This is a genomic window from Erythrobacter sp. S249, from assembly GCF_057364975.1.
On record NZ_CP200287.1, the window covers coordinates 477,425 to 494,907 of the forward strand.

Genomic DNA, 17,483 nt, shown 5'->3' on the forward strand with positions numbered 1-17,483 from the left:
CCTCAGCCTCGGATCAGGCTCACCAACAGAAATGCTCCGCCAAAGATCGCAACCCAAGTTAGCGCCTGCTGCGCCGTCTTGCCCCAGTCTTTTTGGTAAGACGCATAGGCGCTGCCAACCAAAACCAGCCAACCAATCGCCAGGACAATCTGCAAAACCGCCATTTCTGTCATGCGACAAGCTCCAAGCCGTCATAGCCGACCAACACGTGATCCGGCGTCTCATCAACCAGCGTCTGGTAATCCATGCTCTTATCCAGATGGCTCAGCACCAATTTCTTCGCGCCGCAGCGTTCGGCCAGCTCCAAAGCCATCGCCAGATTGGCGTGCGTTGGATGCGGATCACGCCGCAAACAATCGCTCACCAGGATATCGACGTCCTCATATAGCTCGACCATCTCTTCCGAAATCGCGCTAAAGTCCGTTGCGTAAGCGATTGATTTGCCGTCCGCTTCGAACCGATAACCGGTTGTTTCGCCAGGACCGTGTTCCATTTGGCACCATTCCACGCCGAAACCCGCCGCCATCCGGATGTTATCGAGAGTTTCCAGCTTCGCGATGGTCGGATAGCCTTCTTGGCCGGCGAACACATAGCCAAAGCGTTGTCGCAAACGCCGCGCGGTGTCCTCACCAGCAAAGCCCGGTATCGGCGCAGCCCGGCCATAGCGCATCACGCGCAGGTCATCGATCCCGTGGCAGTGATCGGCGTGATCATGGGTCCAGAACACCGCATCGACCTTGCCAATCTTGTTCGCCAGCAATTGCGCGCGCAAATCGGTCGACGTGTCGACCAGCACGCGCGATCCATCATTGCTCTCAACAACAATCGAGACGCGGGTGCGGCGGTTTTTCGGCTCATTCGGGTCGCAATCGCCCCAATCATCGCCAATTCGCGGGACCCCTGTCGAGGTGCCCGATCCGAGCATGATGACCTTCACAGCGCTGCCTTGCTGAACAATTGTTTGAAATTCGCGGTGGTTTGCTCCGCCAATTCTGAGAGTTCTTGACCTCTCAGCTCGGCCACAAACCGCGCGGTATCAGCAACAAAGGCTGGCTCGCATGGACGCCCGCGATGCGGCACTGGAGCAAGGAAAGGACTGTCCGTTTCAACCAACAAGCGGTCCGACGGCACATCCTTAACCACGGCCTGTAAGTCTTTGGCGTTCTTGAACGTTACGATGCCGGAGATCGAGATCGACAGGCCCAGATCAAGCACCTTTTGCCCAAACTCAGCCGAGGCCGTGAAGCAATGGATCAACGCCGGAAACGCGCCCTTCTCCATCTCGTCTGCGAGGATTTCCAGCGTGTCCTCTTCGGCATCGCGCGTATGAATAATCACCGGCAACTGAATTTCGCGCGCGACATCGATATGCATGCGGAACAAGCGCTTTTGCGTCTCTCTGTCGGAATGCTCGTAAAAATAATCGAGGCCCGTTTCACCAATCCCGATGACATTGGGGTTGTCAGTCGCGGCGAGCAATTCGGCGCGGGTCAGATCGCTATGCTTGTCCGCCTCATGCGGGTGGATACCGACGCTCGCGAACACGTCCGCCTCGCGATCAGCAGTACCAACCACCTGAACCCATTCGCTTTTCTTGGTCGAAATGTTGAGAAATGCGCCAATCCCGGCGCCGCGCGCACGCTCCAGCACGCCCTGCTGGTCCTCAATCACGCCCTTATATTCAAGGTGGCAATGGCTATCGACGAGCATTATTCGGCCCCCTCGCCTTCTGGCAGTTCGAGCCGCGGGAAGATCGGGGTAGGCTTGCCGACGGTAAAGCCGCTTTCGACAAGGCGCGCATACCACTGGGTATCGCTGAGGTTTGCGTAGGCGCGCTCATCCGCTGGAATGCCCAGCTGCTCGAGCAGCGCAGCGGCTTTTTCGGGGACGACAGGCTGGATCGCTATGCCGAGATCGCGCAGCGCCATGAACAAAGTGAGCAGAATGACCTTCATCCGCTCTGGATCGGTCTTGCGCAAAGCCCAGGGTGCCTGCTCATCAACATATTGATTGCACGCATAAACGGCCTTGATCCATTCCTCCATGCCGACTGAAAACGCCAGATCGTGAAACGCATTTGGCAGGCCGTCCGTGGCCGCTGCCCTCACCTGCGACAGCAGCACTTCATCGACCTCGGTAAGCGCGACATTCTCCAGCACCCCATCCATATTCTTGGCGATCATCGACAAGGTGCGCTGCGCCAGATTGCCGAAGGAATTGGCGAGTTCCGCATTGGCACGGTTTACAATTGCCTCTGGGGAATAGCTGCCATCCTGGCCAAAGGCGACCTCGCGTAGCAGGAAATAGCGAAGTGGCTCCACGCCAAAAGTCTCTGCCAATTCAATCGGATCGACGACATTTCCGGCACTCTTGCTCATCTTCTCGCCGCCGCGAGCCAGCAAAAACCCATGCCCAAACACCCGCTTAGGCGCCGGCAGGTCGGCGCTCATCAGGAACGCTGGCCAATAGATCGTGTGGAAGCGCACGATATCCTTGCCGATCAGGTGCAGATCGGCGGGCCAGTATTTCGCATAATCGCCGGTCTTGTCGGGGTATCCGAGCCCGGTGAGATAATTGGTGAGCGCATCAACCCAGACATACATCACGTGATTGTCTGAACCGGGCACTTTCACGCCCCAATCAAAGCTGGTGCGACTGACCGAGAGGTCGCGCAGACCGCCTTCGACAAAGGCGATCATTTCATTGCGGCGGCTTGCAGGCTCCAGAAAGCCCGGCGTGCGCAGCAGATCAAGCAATTGGTCCTGATATTTCGAAAGGCGGAAAAACCAGCTTTCCTCAACCGTCCATTCAACTGGTGTGCCTTGGGGAGAGAGCTTGTCGCCCCCCTCGCCTTCTTTCAGCTCGCTCTCATCGTAATAGGCCTCATCGCGGACCGAATACCAACCTTCGTAGCGATCAAGGTAAAGGTCGCCCTTCGCCTCCATCGCCTGCCAAATGGCTTGGCTCGCGCGATGATGATCGTCTTCCACGGTGCGGATAAAGCGGTCATATTTCACATTCAGCGCGTCGCACATGTCCTGAAAATAGCCGGACATTTCATCCGCCAGCTCGCGCGCAGTGCGGCCTTGTTCTTCGGCCTTGCGAGCCATTTTGAGGCCATGCTCATCAGTGCCAGTTTGGAACCGCACATCGCGCCCCTGCAGGCGCTGGAACCGGGCGATCACATCGGCAGCAATCGCCTCATAGGCGTGGCCGATATGCGGCCGCCCATTGGGATAGCTGATCGCGGTGGTGACGTAGAACGGATCGGTGTTTTGAGGTTCAGACATTGGCCCGTGCGCTAGCGCCAGAGGCGGAGACAAGCAAGGTTCCGATCTCCATCGCCAGCAAGCCAGCGTCATAGTTGAAGGTCGGCGCCTGTCCCGCAAGCGCAACGAGCTCTCCATGCGCATCGATCAGAGCCATGCGCTGAGCGGGATCGGCGGTGCGTGCGGCCTGCGCGGTAATGGCCTGCGCCAGTTCGAGCACCGCTTGCAATCGTTCGCGGTCTGGGCGGCCACCGATTAGGCGGGCCAACTCGCCTCGCCCGGTAAACTGCGGGTCGCCTTCGCGCAGCAAGCCGCCAATGCTGGCCGCGATTGGGGCAAGGTCTTGGTCCATAAAGCGCAAAGCCGCGCCGTAAGACCCGCCACTCGCAAGCCGCGCTGCCTCCAGTGCCGCCGGATTGGTCTCGCCCGATTGCTCGCTGAGCATGCCCTCCAGCTGGCGAGCGTTCAGCACAGGAAAGCGCATGATGCGGCAGCGCGAGCGGATGGTCGGCAAAAGCCGCGATGGACGGTGTGTGACGAGCAGGAAAAACGTGCCCTGCGGCGGTTCCTCCAGGCTTTTGAGCAAAGCGTTGGAGGCGGAGGTCTCCATATCATCGGCCGGATCGACAATGATCGCACGCCGCGAACCCAGTGTTGGTCGCGTGTTCAGCCGTTTTTGCATCGCGCGGATCTGCGCGACGGAAATATTGCGCTTGGTCTGGTAGGGCTTGCCCTCCTCGCGCTTCTTCTCTTCCTTATCGTCCTTGGGCAAATGCGTGAGCGTGATAATATCGGGATGCTCGCCCGCAGGTTGCGGCACGCCCGGCTCATCCACAAGCTCGCGCGCGGCGGACAAGGCAAAGTCGTGTTTGCCAAGCCCGCTCTTGCCCGCGAGCAGCCAACCATGGTGCATCCGCTCGCTGGTCAAGGCATCGCGCCACTGCTGCCACGGGCCATCGTGATTGGGCCAATTCATGCAGAAGCACCCATTAGAGGCTCAAGAGCCGCGAGGACACGATTTTGAACTTCCTCAGGTGAGCCGCCGCCGTCGATCACTGCAAAGCCGCTTGGCTCGCTCGCTGCGAGAGCGCGAAACGCGTCTGCCACAGCACGGTGATAGTCACGGCTGCGCCCGCCAATCGCGTCGCTGGCATCGCCGTCCCGCTCGGCCAAGCGTTCCAACATGCGCGCCTCGTCAATTTCCACGAGAATGGTGAGGTCTGGGCGCAGGCCGCCGCTGCCGATTCGGTGGAGCGCTTGCACCGCCTCATCGCCGACATGCCCTGCCCCGCCCTGATAGGCGCGGCTTGAATCGACAAAGCGATCGCAGATCACCCATGCGCCGCGCTCTACCCCTGGACGGATGACGCGGGCGACATGATCTGCGCGGGCTGCCGCGAACAAGAGTGCCTCTGCCTCCGCGCCCCAGCCTTCGCCGGGAGGATGGAGCAGCAGATTGCGGATCGCCTCTGCCCCAGACGTACCGCCCGGTTCACGGGTTAGGACCGCCTCAATCCCGCGCGCCTCCAGTGCTTCAGCCAGCATTCGGGCCTGAGTTGACTTGCCCGCCCCCTCACCGCCTTCAAAGGCGATGAAACGGCCATTTCGAACGCCCCCGCTCATGGCAGCCACCCGGTCAGGCCATTGATCAGCCGGTCAAACACGCCAGCCTCGCCTACGTCCTCTTTTGCCAGCAATGGGACATTGGCAGGCTCCATGCCCTCGACCGAGATCTGCAGGCTGGCGACCTGTTCACCCGCGGCAATGGGCGCGCGCAGTGGGCCGTCATAGGTGATCGCCACAGAAACCTCAGGCGATTGCCCCTTCGGCACATTCACAAACACCGGACCGTCCGTGATCAGAGCGAGCCTGCGGCTTGTGCCATTTTGCACCCGTGCAAATCCAACCTGCTTATCGCCGCCAACAACGCGGCGGCTGTCAAAGGCGGAAAAACCCCATTCAAGATAGCTTTTGGCTAGCCGCGCCCGCGCGCTTTGACTGCCAACCCCGCCAATCACCATCACAAGCCGCTGGCCATCGCGTTTCGCCGTGCCCAGAAAGCCGAAGCCGGATTCGTTGGTGTAGCCGGTTTTGATCCCGTCCCCGCCCTCAAACGATCCGACCAAAGGATCGCGATTGCTTTGCGTAATACCATTGTAAGTGAACTGACCGCGCCCGATGAAACGCGCGTATTTCTGCGGATGCTTCGATGTTAGCGCCGTGCCCAGTATCACCAGATCGCGCGCTGTCGTGAAGGTCTTGCCCTCATCGGGCCAGCCATTGGGCGTACCAAAGCGGCTGTTCGTCATTCCAATCGACAGCGCCTTTTCATTCATCAGCGCGGTCCACGCGGCAACCGATCCCGCATGCCCCTCGGCCAAAACGATGGAGCCGTCATTGGCCGAGACAGTTGTGATCCCGGTCAACAATTCATCTACCCGAATGCGCGCATCAGCGGGGAGCCACATGGTCGAACCCTTGCCGTTCCACTCGCGCCAAGTCTCTGGGCGAATGGTAAAAACCTCGGCGGGCTGGAGCACGCCTTCTTCCATCAGCTCAAAAGCGAGAAAGGTCGTCATCGCCTTCGTCATGGAGGCGGGAACAAAGCGGCGGTTTTCCTCGCGCGCATGGAGAACTTGCCCGCTGGTGACATCCACCAGCAGCGCAATTGGCGCTTCGCTGTCGGTCGGAGCCGCAGGCAATAGCCCGCTTTGCCCAGACGCAGCGCTCGGGGCGCAAAGCATGGCCACAAAAGCCGCCGCGATCCGGGCTTTAGCTTGCAAATTTGAGACGCTGACACTCACCAGCGCAGCTATAACCACAGCCTTTCGCCTTGGCGAGACGCCACGCGGTTTAGTTCACGATCTCGTCAGCCAGCAGTCCAACGCTCATCGCGTAATAATTGGAGCAATTGTACTCCAGGATCACGCGGTAATTGCTGGTGAGCAGCCATGCGGGCCGTCCTGGGCCATCGGGCTGGAACAGCGAGGCGAGCGTATCATCCGCCAGCGGTCGCTGTGGCTGAACCCCAAGCTCGCGCCATTCGCGCACTGTCTTCCACTGGCTGTGGCGTTCGTGGACACGCGGGCACACCGGCGCACGCAGTTTCGTCTTATAGGCATCGACGTTGAAACCAGTCGGCACGCGCGCACGCACGCCCCATGGCTGACCCGTGCGCCATCCCGCGTCTTTGAAATAGTTCGCAATCGAGGCAAATGTATCCGCGCGGTTGGAGAAGATGTTCGCCCGGCCATCGCCGTCCCCATCTTCCGCCAGACGCAGATAGACCGAGGGTAAGAACTGCGGATTGCCAAAGGCACCCGCATAGCTGCCAACCAATTGCTGGCGTGAATAGCCTTTGTCTGCGACCTTCATCAGCGCGACCCATTCGCCAGAGAAGAGTTCGCGGCGGCGCCCTTCCCATGCAAGTGTTGCGAGGCTGCGTGAGAGGTCAAAATTGCCGCGAATCCGGCCATAGCTGGTTTCATGCCCAAAAATCGCAACCATGATTTGCGCTGGCACGCCGTATTCCGCCTCGATCCGGCGCAGCGTTGTGCGGTTTTCGCCGAATACTCGGCGTCCACCGGCAATGCGGGTCGGGTTCACATGCTTCGAAATGTAAGGCGCAAGCGCGGGATAGCCGCGCCGTGTCGGGCTGCCCGGTTGTCCGCGATCAAGCCGGATCACGCGGTCATTCGGAGTCAAATCGGTCGTCATGCGCCGAATTGTCGCCTCGCTTACACCTTCGGCCCGGGCGCGCGCTTTCAGCGTCTCCATATAGGCCCCGAAGGACTGGGTCGCAGAGCTGCTCTGCTGAGCGATTGCTGGGGTAGACGCCGAAGAGGTGCCCAGGGCCGCCATGAGAGCGGCGGCGGTGATTGCGAGTTTGTTCAAAGCCATGAGCGGGTTATTCTCACAGCCAACATGAATTGCCAATTATCGAATGCAATCTAATCGACAGACTTCACGAAAAAATGTGTCAGTCGGAATGAAATGCACGGCTCGCGAGATATTCGTAGTCTTCACGGCAGGCATCGGCGACTTTGCGATATTGCCCCTCCAGCTCTGGCAATGGGCCAGGCGCAGGGCCAAAGCCGGTCGAGGCGTTGACCTTGTCATACCAATGCGCGCCCCACACGCCGTCTTCGCGCAGCGGCCCCTTTTGCCATGCGAGCATGGCCGGATCCCAAGCGATCCCCAAGGCGGCGCATAGGCCCTCAAGCACCTTTGGCGGGTCACGCAAAATCGCATCGGAATCAACCACCACTGGCGCTGTCCCGCTGCGATCTGCCTCTATATCGAAATATTCGCGCAGCTGCGCAAACCCGAGCATTTCCGGGCGTCGCAGCTCATTCTTTGCACGGTAACTCGCCACCACGCGCTCTGGTGCGCGGATTAGAAATGCATGCGTATGATCTGGCATATCGCGAATATCTACGCCACCAATCATGTGATGCGGCATATGCTTTTGATACCAAACAGGCGCGCCGCCCAGTACTGGGCCAGATTGCGTGGCCAGCACGCTGCGCCAGTCGCAATCCATATCAGCGATCGTCTCCGCCGCCATCGGGTGAGGTTCGCCGCTATGCTTCAAGAACGCGCCGTAAAAGGGCTCATCGCTAACCGCGCAGTCACCGCGTGCGCCAAAACTGCGCATCATGGCGGTGGAGATATTGCGAGGCCCGCTCCACATCGCGATGCGGATCGGCGCTGTCATTGCGCAACATCCCGGTCGATCCGTTCGCGGTAATGGTCTTGCAGTCGTTCGACCATCGGCCCCCTCCCCTGTGTAAGCACCCGGCCATCGACCTCCGTCGCGGGAACAACGCCTGCAAAGGTGCCGGTGACGAACGCCTCATCCGCGCCGTAGACATCGGTGAGCGAGAAGTTCTTTTCAAACACCGGGATGCCCTGCTCCCGGCATATCCGGATGACGTTGGACCGAGTGATCCCGCCAAGGCAATAATCCCCGCTGGAGGTCCAAACCTCACCGCCACGAACAATGAAGAAATGCGTCGAATTGCAAGTCGCGACAAAGCCATGCGGATCGAGCATCAGCGCCTCATCCGCGCCCGCCTGCGTCGCTTGGATACAAGCGGTGATGCAATTGAGCTTTGAATGCGAATTCAGTTTCTGATCCTGAACCGCCGGGTCGCCGCGCCGCACATGCACGGTAAACAGGCGAATGCCGTCCTCAATCGTGCTGGGCAGCGCCGTCTTATATTCCGGGATAATCACGATAGTGGCTGGCGAAATGACCACGCGCGGGTCTTGATAGGGCGTTGAGCGAATGCCGCGCGTCACCATCAGGCGAATGTGCACGCCCTCTTCTCTCTCCATCGCATTGCCTGTAATGGTGGCATACAGCCGCTCTGTCAGTTCCTCTCGCGACAGGCCGATGTCCATCGCAATCGCCTTTGCGCCCTCAAACAGACGGTCAAGATGCGCCTTAAGAAACGCGACCTTGCCCTTGTGAACGCGCAGCCCCTCCCACACGCCGTCGCCGAGCATAAATCCGCTGTCGAACACGGAAACGCTGGCCTCTGCTCGCGGCACAAGCGCCCCGTTGACGTTGATCAGAATGGTGTCATTGCGCGGGTCAGCCGCGTAATCATGAGTGCCTTTTGCCATATTTGCGTTTTAGGCTGACCTTTATGGGTGACAACAGCGAATTCAGTCGCTAGCGAGCGTCCCCAGCGCGGACAGTTGGCAGAGTGGTCGAATGCACCGGTCTTGAAAACCGGCAAGGGTGCAAGCCCTTCCAGGGTTCGAATCCCTGACTGTCCGCCACTAAAAGGCTCCACATTTGTGGGGCCTTTTTGCGTTTAGAGGCTGGCTCTAAAAATGCAGCGCGCGGCCATAGGCGTCGAGCACGCTCTCATGCATCATTTCTGAGAGTGTCGGGTGCGGGAAGACGGTCTGCATCAGCTCTTGCTCGGTCGTCTCCAATGTCTTGCCCACGGTGTAGCCTTGGATCAGCTCGGTGACTTCCGCGCCGATCATATGCGCGCCTAGCAGCTCGCCGGTGCCGGCATCGAACACAGTTTTGATGAAGCCTTCCGCTTCGCCCAGCGCGATGGCTTTGCCGTTGCCGATGAAAGGGAAGTTGCCGACACGAACCTTGTGCCCTGCGTCCTTTGCCGCCACTTCGGTCATGCCGACGCTGGCGATTTGCGGGTGGCAATAGGTGCAACCTGGGATGTTGTTTCGATCAAGCGGGTGCGGGTGAACATCCTTATTGCCCAGCTCCTGAGCGATCGCCTCGGCGCAGCTCACGCCCTCGTGGCTCGCCTTATGCGCCAGCCATGGGCCAGGGGTGCAATCGCCAATCGCCCAGAGGCCTTTGGTCTTGGTGCGACCAAACGGATCAATCTGAATAAAGCCACGGTCCATTTCGGCCAGCTTCTCCAGCCCGATATTCTCAGTATTGGGCTGGATCCCGATGGCGGTGATCACGTGGCTGAATTCTGTGGTCGAGGCTTTGCCAGCCTTGTCCTTGATCGTCGCGGTGACGCCTTTTGCACCGACTTTCAGTTCATCAACTCCGGCGCCAGTCATCACTTTGATGCCTTGCTTGGTGAGCGATTTTTCGAGGAAAGTAGAAACGTCAGCATCCTCAACCGGCACGATCCGGTCGAGCATTTCGACCACCGTCACATCTGCGCCCATATCGTTGTAGAAGCTCGCAAATTCGATACCGATCGCGCCCGAACCGATCACCAGCAGTTTGCTCGGCATTTCCGGCGGGGTCATTGCGTGGCGATAGGTCCACACGCGCTTACCATCAGCGGGCGCAAACGGCAGGTCGCGAGCGCGCGCGCCGGTGGCGACGATCACATGCTTTGCAGAGAGTTTCTCCTCGCCCTTATCGCCTTTCACAGTGAGACTGGTCGGCCCGGTCAGCTTGCCCTCGCCCATGTGGACGGTGATCTTGTTCTTTTTCATCAGGTGGCCAATGCCCTGATTAAGCTGCTTTGCGACGCCGCGGCTGCGCTTCACCACGGCTTCCAAATCGGCCTCAATCCCTTGCGCCTTCAGGCCGTAATCGCCCGCATTCTGCATATAGTGGAATATCTCCGCCGAGCGCAGCAGCGCCTTAGTCGGGATACAGCCCCAATTGAGGCAGATGCCGCCGAGGTTCTCACGCTCAACAATCGCCGTTTTAAGGCCCAGCTGCGCGCAGCGGATCGCCGCAACATAGCCGCCGGGGCCAGAGCCAAGAACAACCACATCATAAGAATTGGCCATCGAGAATATCCTTCCTTGGGGAGAAACGCGCCTAAACGATCTGAGGCGGCGCAGCGAGCGCGCGCGGCCGATCATTGGCATCCAGAACTACAAATTTAAAAGTGCCTTGAGAAACTTTGGTCGTCGCTTCGCCATTCCGTGTTCGGGCGATGCCTTCCGCTTGAATAGTCAGCGATGTGTTGCCGCGCGCGCTAATCTCGCAATAGATCGACAGTTCATCGCCGACCTCCATCGCGCCCGGAAAGGCAAAATCCGTCGCGGCCACGACCACCGCTTTGCCTTGTCCCTCGCGGCTCGCCAAAGAGCCCGCGCCAAGCGCCATTTGGCTCATCAGCCATCCGCCAAACACGCCGCCATAGGGGTTGGTGTCAGCAGGCATGGCCGTGACGCGGATAAGAGGGGTGCGATCAGTCATTAGGCTTAACCCGCTAGGCCCTCGACATATTTAGCATGGATCCAACCGAAACGGCATGGCCCACGATATGCCGCTATGAAATTCGCAGCCGATCCAACCTGACAGTCAACTTTGCCATCAGCTGGGGATCGATACACAACCCCGATCCAATCGCCGTACCCATCACAAATCCAAAGATTCGTCCGATCAGCAATAGTGTCTTTTGTCCGTGATCCAACTTCTGGAGCGAAGTGCACGCTCACCTTCGCATCGGTATTAGAATGAAGATTGCGCGCTCTGCCATAACTGCAAGGATCAAGATCGGCAGTGGATTCGATAATAATCAATCGTTCTCCGGGCTGCACAACGCCGACCGTATTGGCCTCATTAGCGAAGGCAGGTGAGCTCACCAAAGCCAAGAAAAACCCTATCATCAAGCCATCAGACATTCGCAGCCTCCTGTTCCGGCCTGAGAATCCAGAACCAACCAAGAGTGGCAAAAACCAGCGCTGCGATCAGAGATGGGACGCCAAACATCAAGGCCAAGAACCCATCACCAAGCACGAGGCAAACGAGGATCATCATCACCCCGGCGAGCGCCGCGATTGTGAACAAAGTCAACGGCGATTGCATGAGATGTCGCCGCGCAAGGAAGTAGGTGAGGAGCGACACCGGCAGGCCAACACCATAGCTGCCGAGCAAGGCAATAGTACTTCCCTGACGCACCGGCGACGCAGGATTGAGATCAAGGCTATCTCCGGTGGAAACCAGATATGCGACCGGAAACAGCCACGCGGTAAGAGCGGCTATAAACGCAATTATGATCGCCTTGCCCAAAACGGCAATTGTCACACCACCAGCCCCATTGGATTTTCAATCAGGCTCTGGAACTGAGCGAGCAATTTCGCCCCGTCTACACCGTCAATTGCGCGGTGATCGAAGCTGCCCGTTACAGTCATCACGGTCGCAATGCCCAGCGCGCCGTCAACAACTGCGGGCCGCTGTTCGCCCGCGCCGACGGCCAGGATCATGCCCTGCGGCGGGTTGATTACGGCATCGAAGTGCTTCGTGCCGAACATACCGAGGTTGGAGAGCGAGGCCGTGCCGCCTTGATATTCATGCGGCATCAGCTTGCCATCGCGCGCCTTGCCAGCCAGTTCCTTCATCTCGGTTGAGATTTCAGCGAGCCCCTTGCGCCCGGCATCGCGGATCACTGGCGTGATCAGGCCGGAAGGCGCAGCCACCGCAACAGAGATGTCCTGACGGCTGTATTCATGCATGACATCGCCTTGGAAGCTGACATTGCATTGCGGCTCGCGTTGCAGCGAGCGTGCCAAGGCCTTGATAATCAGATCATTGACGGAGAGTTTCACGCCATCCGCCTCGAGCGACGCGTTGAGTTCCTTGCGCAGTTTCAGCAGCGCATCGAGCTGAACATCGACCGTCAGATAGATGTGCGGAATTTGCTGCTTCGCTTCGGTCAGGCGGCGAGCAATGACCTTACGAACATTGTTGAGCTTCGCCTCGCTGTAAGGCGCGCCGCCATCATCAGGTGACATCGACGGCGTGGGCGCTGCCGCTGTTTGGGCCGCAGGTGCAGCCGCGCTTGCAGCGGGCGCTGCCGTGGCGCTCGAGCCCTCGACATCTGCTTTCACAATCCGGCCATTCGGACCAGAGCCGGTGACTTGCGAGAGATCGACACCCTTTTGCTCAGCAATACGCTTCGCCAAAGGAGAGGCGACAATCCGCCCGTCCGAAGCTGCGGCCGCGGGTTTTGCTGCGGGCGCAGCTGCTGGGGCAGGAGCGGCCGCTGGTGCAGCAGGCGCTTCAGCCGCCGGCTCTGGCTCTGCCGGGGCGCTTGGCGCAGGCGCGGCGCTCGGCGCGCTCACATCGCCAATGTCCTCGCCTTCTTCCGCCAGCATCGCGATAACCGTGCCGACCGCAACGTTCTCGCTGCCTTCTTCGACCAAGATTGCCGCGATGGTGCCTTCATCAACGGCTTCAAATTCCATCGTCGCTTTGTCGGTTTCAATTTCCGCCATGATCTCGCCAGAGTTCACAGTGTCGCCAACCTTCACCAACCATTTGGCGAGCGTCCCCTCCTCCATTGTTGGAGAGAGAGCGGGCATCTTGATTTCTACGGCCATGGAGCGGTCAAATCCTCGTCGCTGGTGTTGTTTTGCCCGTGTGACGAATTCAGCCGCTTCGGGCAAGGCCTTGCATACGAAACCATTTGAAAGGATAGCTACCGTAAGGGGAGCGAAGAATATGCGTACATTCCTGGTTGTGATGGACGAAAGCGAAGAAGCACGGGCCGCATTACGCTATGCCGCACGCCGCGCCGTCGCGGTAAAAGGCGCGGTGCACATCCTTGCGCTCGTCGCTCAGCAAAACGTTAGCGCGTTTGGCGCAGTGCAAGACACCATCGAGCAAGAGGCGCATGACCGCGCAGAAATGCTAGCCAATGGGATCGGCGGAAATCTGCTTGCAGAGAGCGGGATCATGCCAACAATTTCGGTGAAGGTCGGCAACAACCAATCAATCGTCAGCGACTTTTTGAAGAACCACAAGGAAGTTGCCGCATTGGTGCTGGGCGCGGCGAGCGGCAATCCCGGACCGCTGGTCACGCACTTCTCAACGCACGCGGGGGAGCTGCCCTGCCCGCTCTATGTCATCCCGAACGATTACGACGAAACCAGCAGCGATCACGGAGTATGATTGCGGTTTAACGCAAGCTTACCGGGCCTATTTGCGGCGTCCTTGATGGCGGATATTGCCGGGACGGCCGCGTTTGCCGGCGGCGTATTTCCCCTTTTTCGGCGGACCCTTTTTGTAACTCGGCTTGCCCCGGCGCGGCGGCGGGCGATTTCCGCGCGGCTCAATCGCCTGTCCATCGGCGTCCACTGGCACAAATTTCAGCGCACCGGTTAGCGCATTCGCCTCCGCCAGCTGCAGCGTGAGTTTGTCGCCAGGTGAATAGCTGGTGCCGCTGTCTTCGCCCACCAAGGATTGCGCCGCTTCTTCATAGCGGAAATGCTCTGCGCCCAAGGTCGAAACCGGCACGAGGCCATCACCGCCAAGGCCTACGATAGTGGCGAAGAACCCAAAGCCCTGAACGCCCGTAATGCGCGTTTCAAAATTCTCGCCAACTCTGCCAGATAGCCATGCGGCGACGTAGCGATCGATCGTATCGCGTTCCGCCTCCATCGCCCGGCGCTCGGTCTGGCTGATCGCGTCAGTGATCTGTTGCAGATTGTCGCGGTCACGCTCTGACAGCCCGCTTTTCTCTGGCAAAGACACCTTAGTCTTCGGCTGCTCCAGCTTGTACGCATCCACCAATGCGCGGTGCACGAGGAGATCGGCATAGCGGCGAATTGGCGATGTGAAATGCGCATACGCACCGAGCGCCAGGCCAAAGTGCCCCGAATTGGCCGGGCCGTAATAGGCCTGCATCTGAGTGCGCAGGACGGCTTCCATAACCTGCGCCTTTTCATCCTCATCGCTGACATCTTTCAGCATGCGGTTGAACAGGCTCGGCGTGATCACCTGCCCCAGCGCGAGCTTTTGCCCAAACGTCTCCAGATAATCGCGCAGCGCGATCAGCTTCTCTCGGCTTGGCGTCTCATGTACGCGGTAGACCACTGGAGAGTTCTTCGCCTCCAGCGCCTGAGCCGCCGCGACATTGGCCGCGATCATGAAGTCTTCGACGACGCGGTGAGCATCAAGCCGTTCGCGCACGGCGATCTCTGCGATCTGGCCTTGCTCATTCAGTACAACCCGCCGCTCCGGCAGGTCCAGATCGAGCGGATCACGCGCGGTGCGGGCAGCCGCGAGTACTTTCCATGCAGCCCACAAATTGCCGAGGAATTCCGGCGTGTCGTCGCCGTCCACCGCCGCCTGCGCATCTTCGTAAGCGATATTGTGATGAATGCGCACAATCGCCCGGGTGAAGCGGTGGCTGGTGATCTTGCCCTTGGAATTGATCCGCAAGTGACATGCCATCGCCGCGCGATCTTCGCCTTCGCGCAAAGAGCACACGTCGGCGCTCAATATCTCTGGCAGCATCGGCACGACGCGGTCAGGGAAGTAGACCGAATTGCCGCGTTTTCGCGCTTCCTTGTCGAGCGCGCCGCCGGGGCGGACATAATAGGATACGTCAGCAATCGCGACGAGCGCTTTGAACCCGCCATCGCCATCTGGCTCCGCCCAGATCGCATCATCATGATCGCGCGCATCAGCCGGATCGATTGCGACGATAGGCAGATCACGCAGGTCCTCGCGCTTTTCCTCGGACAAGGTCAGCTCGGTCGCAGCCTGAGCCTCAGCCAAAGTCTCTTCGGGGAAGGTCTGCGGGATGCCATGCTTGGCAATCGCAATCAGGCTGAAACTCTTGGGAGCCAGCGGATCGCCGATCACCTCGACAACTTTGACACCGGCGCGTTCAGAGCGGCCCACCCGTTCGCACAGGACCAGCTGCCCCTCTTCCGCTTCGCCCACATCGGCGATGGGAGAGGAATTGCGGATGCGTTTGTCGACCGGCGCCAGCCATGCCTTGCCGCGTCCATCGAGCTCAACCACGCCAAGCAAGCCTTCGCTGCGCGCAGGCAATTTCTTCATCGGATGGGCGATCCACCCCGCCTCGGTTTCTTCGGTGCGGGACAGCACCCGGTCGCCGCGCTTGAGCGCCGGCATGCCTCTCGCGCCGCGCCCACCTTTCTTCTCTTTGACGGTCAAACGCGGCGGCTTATCCGGCGCGTCGGCATCCCAATTCTCTGGGACCGCAATTGCTTCGCCATCTTCGATATCGACGACCTTCAGCACGGTGACTTTCGGCACGCCGCCCATCCGGTGATAGGCGGTCTTCTTGCCATCGATCAGGCCTTCTTCGGCCATATCCTTGAGCAACCGCTTGAGCGCGATCTTCTCCTGACCTTTCAGGCCAAACGCTTTCGCGATCTCACGCTTGCCCGTGGGGCCGTGCGCAGTCTGAATGAACTCCAGCACTTGCTTCGCGCTCGGCAAGCCTGCGGGGCGGTTCATTTGTCTTTTGGCCATGAGAATTCCGTTCGCGCTGAGCCTGTCGACGTACAAACACTTGACTGGGCTCGCCCTTCGACAAGCTCAGGACGAGCGGTCTCTAATCGTTATCGGCAGCTTTCGCTACCGGCACGAATGCTCCGCCGGGGACTGCGCTGGAAACGGGCGAGCAATAGCTGCCCGTGCAGGCGGCCACACCCAGCAGCCAGTCATCACCGCGCAGAGGAACGGCTAGCTCAATTTTGGGAGCATCGGTTGCGGGGATAGCGCTTTGGATATCTTCGCCCTTGGTGCCATTTGGCAAAACGCCGCGCCAATAGGATTCGTCTGTGCGGCGGGCCTTGATTACATAACGATCCGCCCCGGGAACCGCGTCCCATTCCAGCGCCGTGTCCACGCGCACTGCCGCATCGGCGGTGACCGCTGGCGGCATCGGTGCCTTGGCCAGACGGTGCAGCGCGCGGACGTTAAATTGCGAGGAGCGGGTCAGATAATCAAAGTCGATCTCGTCCACTGTATCGCCATATTTGATGCCGTTCTCTGTGCGCAGATCCTGGTGCTGATGCTCATAATCTTCGACAGAGACCGCGATGCGGATGGCCGGATAGCCCTTGTCTAGGAAAGGGATTTGATCCCCGCCCCGCCCCATGCGGTCCGTCCGCCAGATTTGCCGCACTTGCATGCCGTCAGGATTGGCCTGAGCCAGATCCCCAAGCCAGCGCGCGAGATTGCGCCCTGGCATATCGTTCTCACCACCAAAGCGGCGCTGTCTTGCGCGCAGCTGCTCGGTGGAATCGGCGCGTGGCCCTTCGGAGAAAACGCGCACATGTTTCGCGTCGCACACACCGTCTGACCCGCAGGAATTGCCAATCATATCGTTGTTGAGCACGGCCTTCACGGTCATGCCCTGCTCCTCCACCCAATCGGCGAGGATGCGCGCGCCATAAAGGCCCTGCTCCTCACCGGTCAGCAGCGCGTAAATGATGGTCGAGGGATATTGTTGTTTCGATAGGATACGGGACGCCTCTAGGATCATCACGCTGCCCGAGCCATCATCGTTCGCGCCCGGCGCATCGTCGGTGCCATTGAGCGGGTCGGTGACCCGGCTGTCATAGTGGCCTTGCACGATGATCACTTCATTGGGACGTTCGGTCCCGCGCTGGATGGCAACCGCATTGCGCACCAAGGTTGGCTGAGGAATGCGCCGCCCATCGGGCTCGACCACGCGCTCGACCGATTGAACCTCTAGGCAGTCATCGCAGCCCGTCCCGATCCGGCGAAACTCATCCAGCGCCCAATTGACCGCTGCGCCAATTCCGCGCTTCGGATCGGTCTGTGACGACAAGGTGTGCCGCGTCCCGAACGAGACGATTTTGTCCATATCCGCGCGCAGGCGCTCTTCGGAAACCTGAGCCGCAAGACTGTCGTCAGTCGCGGCCGGAACATGGTCATCAGCGGCCAGTGGCGTGGCAATTAGCGAGGCGAGAATAGCGAGTTTTTTAATCATGCCGCAATGTTTGCCGCGACATGCGAAT

18 protein-coding genes and 1 tRNA gene are annotated in these 17,483 nt (G+C 59.6%); 2 read left to right on the forward strand and 17 right to left on the reverse strand.

From position 1 onward, the window contains the following. Positions 1 to 2: 2 nt before the first annotated feature. The 10 genes from AC0V6V_RS02285 to AC0V6V_RS02330 all read right to left on the reverse strand — a co-directional run bounded on the left by AC0V6V_RS02285 (position 3) and on the right by AC0V6V_RS02330 (position 8,900). The gene (locus tag AC0V6V_RS02285) at positions 3 to 173 is read right to left on the reverse strand and encodes a hypothetical protein (protein ID WP_486139060.1); all 171 of its coding nucleotides are present in this window, start codon (positions 171 to 173) and stop codon (positions 3 to 5) included. Beyond that, complete coding sequence (locus AC0V6V_RS02290; protein WP_486163856.1) at positions 170 to 937, reverse strand: MBL fold metallo-hydrolase; 768 nt, start codon at positions 935 to 937, stop codon at positions 170 to 172. Before AC0V6V_RS02290 ends, AC0V6V_RS02285 begins: the two co-directional genes overlap by 4 nt. Further along, on the reverse strand, positions 934 to 1,710 hold the full coding sequence (locus AC0V6V_RS02295) for a TatD family hydrolase (RefSeq protein WP_486163857.1): 777 nt from the start codon (positions 1,708 to 1,710) through the stop codon (positions 934 to 936). The genes AC0V6V_RS02290 and AC0V6V_RS02295 overlap by 4 nt, the downstream gene beginning before the upstream one ends. After that, entirely contained in the window at positions 1,710 to 3,290 is a 1,581-nt protein-coding gene (gene metG / locus AC0V6V_RS02300) for a methionine--tRNA ligase (protein WP_486163858.1), read from the reverse strand. The genes AC0V6V_RS02295 and metG overlap by 1 nt, the downstream gene beginning before the upstream one ends. Next, positions 3,283 to 4,245 carry a DNA polymerase III subunit delta' gene (locus AC0V6V_RS02305; protein WP_486163859.1) on the reverse strand — a complete coding sequence of 321 codons (963 nt, stop codon included), beginning with the start codon at positions 4,243 to 4,245 and terminating at the stop codon, positions 3,283 to 3,285. Before AC0V6V_RS02305 ends, metG begins: the two co-directional genes overlap by 8 nt. Beyond that, the gene (gene tmk / locus AC0V6V_RS02310; RefSeq protein ID WP_486163860.1) at positions 4,242 to 4,892 is read right to left on the reverse strand and encodes a dTMP kinase; all 651 of its coding nucleotides are present in this window, start codon (positions 4,890 to 4,892) and stop codon (positions 4,242 to 4,244) included. The genes AC0V6V_RS02305 and tmk overlap by 4 nt, the downstream gene beginning before the upstream one ends. Beyond that, positions 4,889 to 5,971: a D-alanyl-D-alanine carboxypeptidase family protein gene (locus tag AC0V6V_RS02315; RefSeq protein WP_486163861.1), complete on the reverse strand. Its 1,083-nt coding sequence runs from the start codon at positions 5,969 to 5,971 to the stop codon at positions 4,889 to 4,891. The genes tmk and AC0V6V_RS02315 overlap by 4 nt, the downstream gene beginning before the upstream one ends. A gap of 151 nt (positions 5,972 to 6,122) precedes the next feature. Next, positions 6,123 to 7,169 (reverse strand): lytic murein transglycosylase, encoded by a 1,047-nt coding sequence (locus AC0V6V_RS02320; protein ID WP_486163862.1) that lies wholly within the window; start codon positions 7,167 to 7,169, stop codon positions 6,123 to 6,125. A 79-nt stretch (positions 7,170 to 7,248) separates the two neighbouring features. Beyond that, positions 7,249 to 7,986, reverse strand: coding sequence for a sulfotransferase-like domain-containing protein (locus AC0V6V_RS02325; protein WP_486163863.1), 738 nt, complete (start codon positions 7,984 to 7,986; stop codon positions 7,249 to 7,251). Continuing rightward, positions 7,983 to 8,900, reverse strand: coding sequence for an aminotransferase class IV (locus tag AC0V6V_RS02330; RefSeq protein WP_486163864.1), 918 nt, complete (start codon positions 8,898 to 8,900; stop codon positions 7,983 to 7,985). The genes AC0V6V_RS02325 and AC0V6V_RS02330 overlap by 4 nt, the downstream gene beginning before the upstream one ends. Before the next feature lie 69 nt (positions 8,901 to 8,969). Between AC0V6V_RS02330 and AC0V6V_RS02335 the strand changes: the two genes are divergently transcribed. Next, positions 8,970 to 9,059, forward strand: a tRNA-Ser gene (locus AC0V6V_RS02335). Positions 9,060 to 9,107: 48 nt separating this feature from the next. Here the strand turns inward: AC0V6V_RS02335 and lpdA are convergent. From lpdA to AC0V6V_RS02360, 5 genes are read right to left on the reverse strand one after another with little or no spacing between them, the layout of a single operon-like run. Next, the gene (gene lpdA, locus AC0V6V_RS02340; RefSeq protein ID WP_486163865.1) at positions 9,108 to 10,517 is read right to left on the reverse strand and encodes a dihydrolipoyl dehydrogenase; all 1,410 of its coding nucleotides are present in this window, start codon (positions 10,515 to 10,517) and stop codon (positions 9,108 to 9,110) included. A 31-nt stretch (positions 10,518 to 10,548) separates the two neighbouring features. Next, complete coding sequence (locus AC0V6V_RS02345) at positions 10,549 to 10,932, reverse strand: acyl-CoA thioesterase (RefSeq protein WP_486163866.1); 384 nt, start codon at positions 10,930 to 10,932, stop codon at positions 10,549 to 10,551. A 5-nt stretch (positions 10,933 to 10,937) separates the two neighbouring features. After that, positions 10,938 to 11,360 (reverse strand): hypothetical protein, encoded by a 423-nt coding sequence (locus AC0V6V_RS02350; protein WP_486163867.1) that lies wholly within the window; start codon positions 11,358 to 11,360, stop codon positions 10,938 to 10,940. After that, positions 11,353 to 11,763 carry a hypothetical protein gene (locus AC0V6V_RS02355; protein WP_486163868.1) on the reverse strand — a complete coding sequence of 137 codons (411 nt, stop codon included), beginning with the start codon at positions 11,761 to 11,763 and terminating at the stop codon, positions 11,353 to 11,355. Before AC0V6V_RS02355 ends, AC0V6V_RS02350 begins: the two co-directional genes overlap by 8 nt. After that, positions 11,760 to 13,058 carry a pyruvate dehydrogenase complex dihydrolipoamide acetyltransferase gene (locus AC0V6V_RS02360; protein WP_486163869.1) on the reverse strand — a complete coding sequence of 433 codons (1,299 nt, stop codon included), beginning with the start codon at positions 13,056 to 13,058 and terminating at the stop codon, positions 11,760 to 11,762. The genes AC0V6V_RS02355 and AC0V6V_RS02360 overlap by 4 nt, the downstream gene beginning before the upstream one ends. A gap of 121 nt (positions 13,059 to 13,179) precedes the next feature. On the opposite strand from AC0V6V_RS02360, the gene AC0V6V_RS02365 reads away from it, so the two are divergent. Beyond that, the gene (locus AC0V6V_RS02365) at positions 13,180 to 13,629 is read left to right on the forward strand and encodes a universal stress protein (protein ID WP_486139045.1); all 450 of its coding nucleotides are present in this window, start codon (positions 13,180 to 13,182) and stop codon (positions 13,627 to 13,629) included. A 27-nt stretch (positions 13,630 to 13,656) separates the two neighbouring features. On the opposite strand, the gene rnr is transcribed toward AC0V6V_RS02365, so the two are convergent. Together rnr and AC0V6V_RS02375 are read right to left on the reverse strand one after the other, a co-directional pair. Then, on the reverse strand, positions 13,657 to 15,966 hold the full coding sequence (rnr, locus tag AC0V6V_RS02370; protein ID WP_486166181.1) for a ribonuclease R: 2,310 nt from the start codon (positions 15,964 to 15,966) through the stop codon (positions 13,657 to 13,659). An 82-nt stretch (positions 15,967 to 16,048) separates the two neighbouring features. Continuing rightward, positions 16,049 to 17,455, reverse strand: a complete 1,407-nt coding sequence (locus tag AC0V6V_RS02375) for a M28 family peptidase (RefSeq protein WP_486163871.1) — start codon at positions 17,453 to 17,455, stop codon at positions 16,049 to 16,051. Positions 17,456 to 17,483 lie beyond the last annotated feature (28 nt).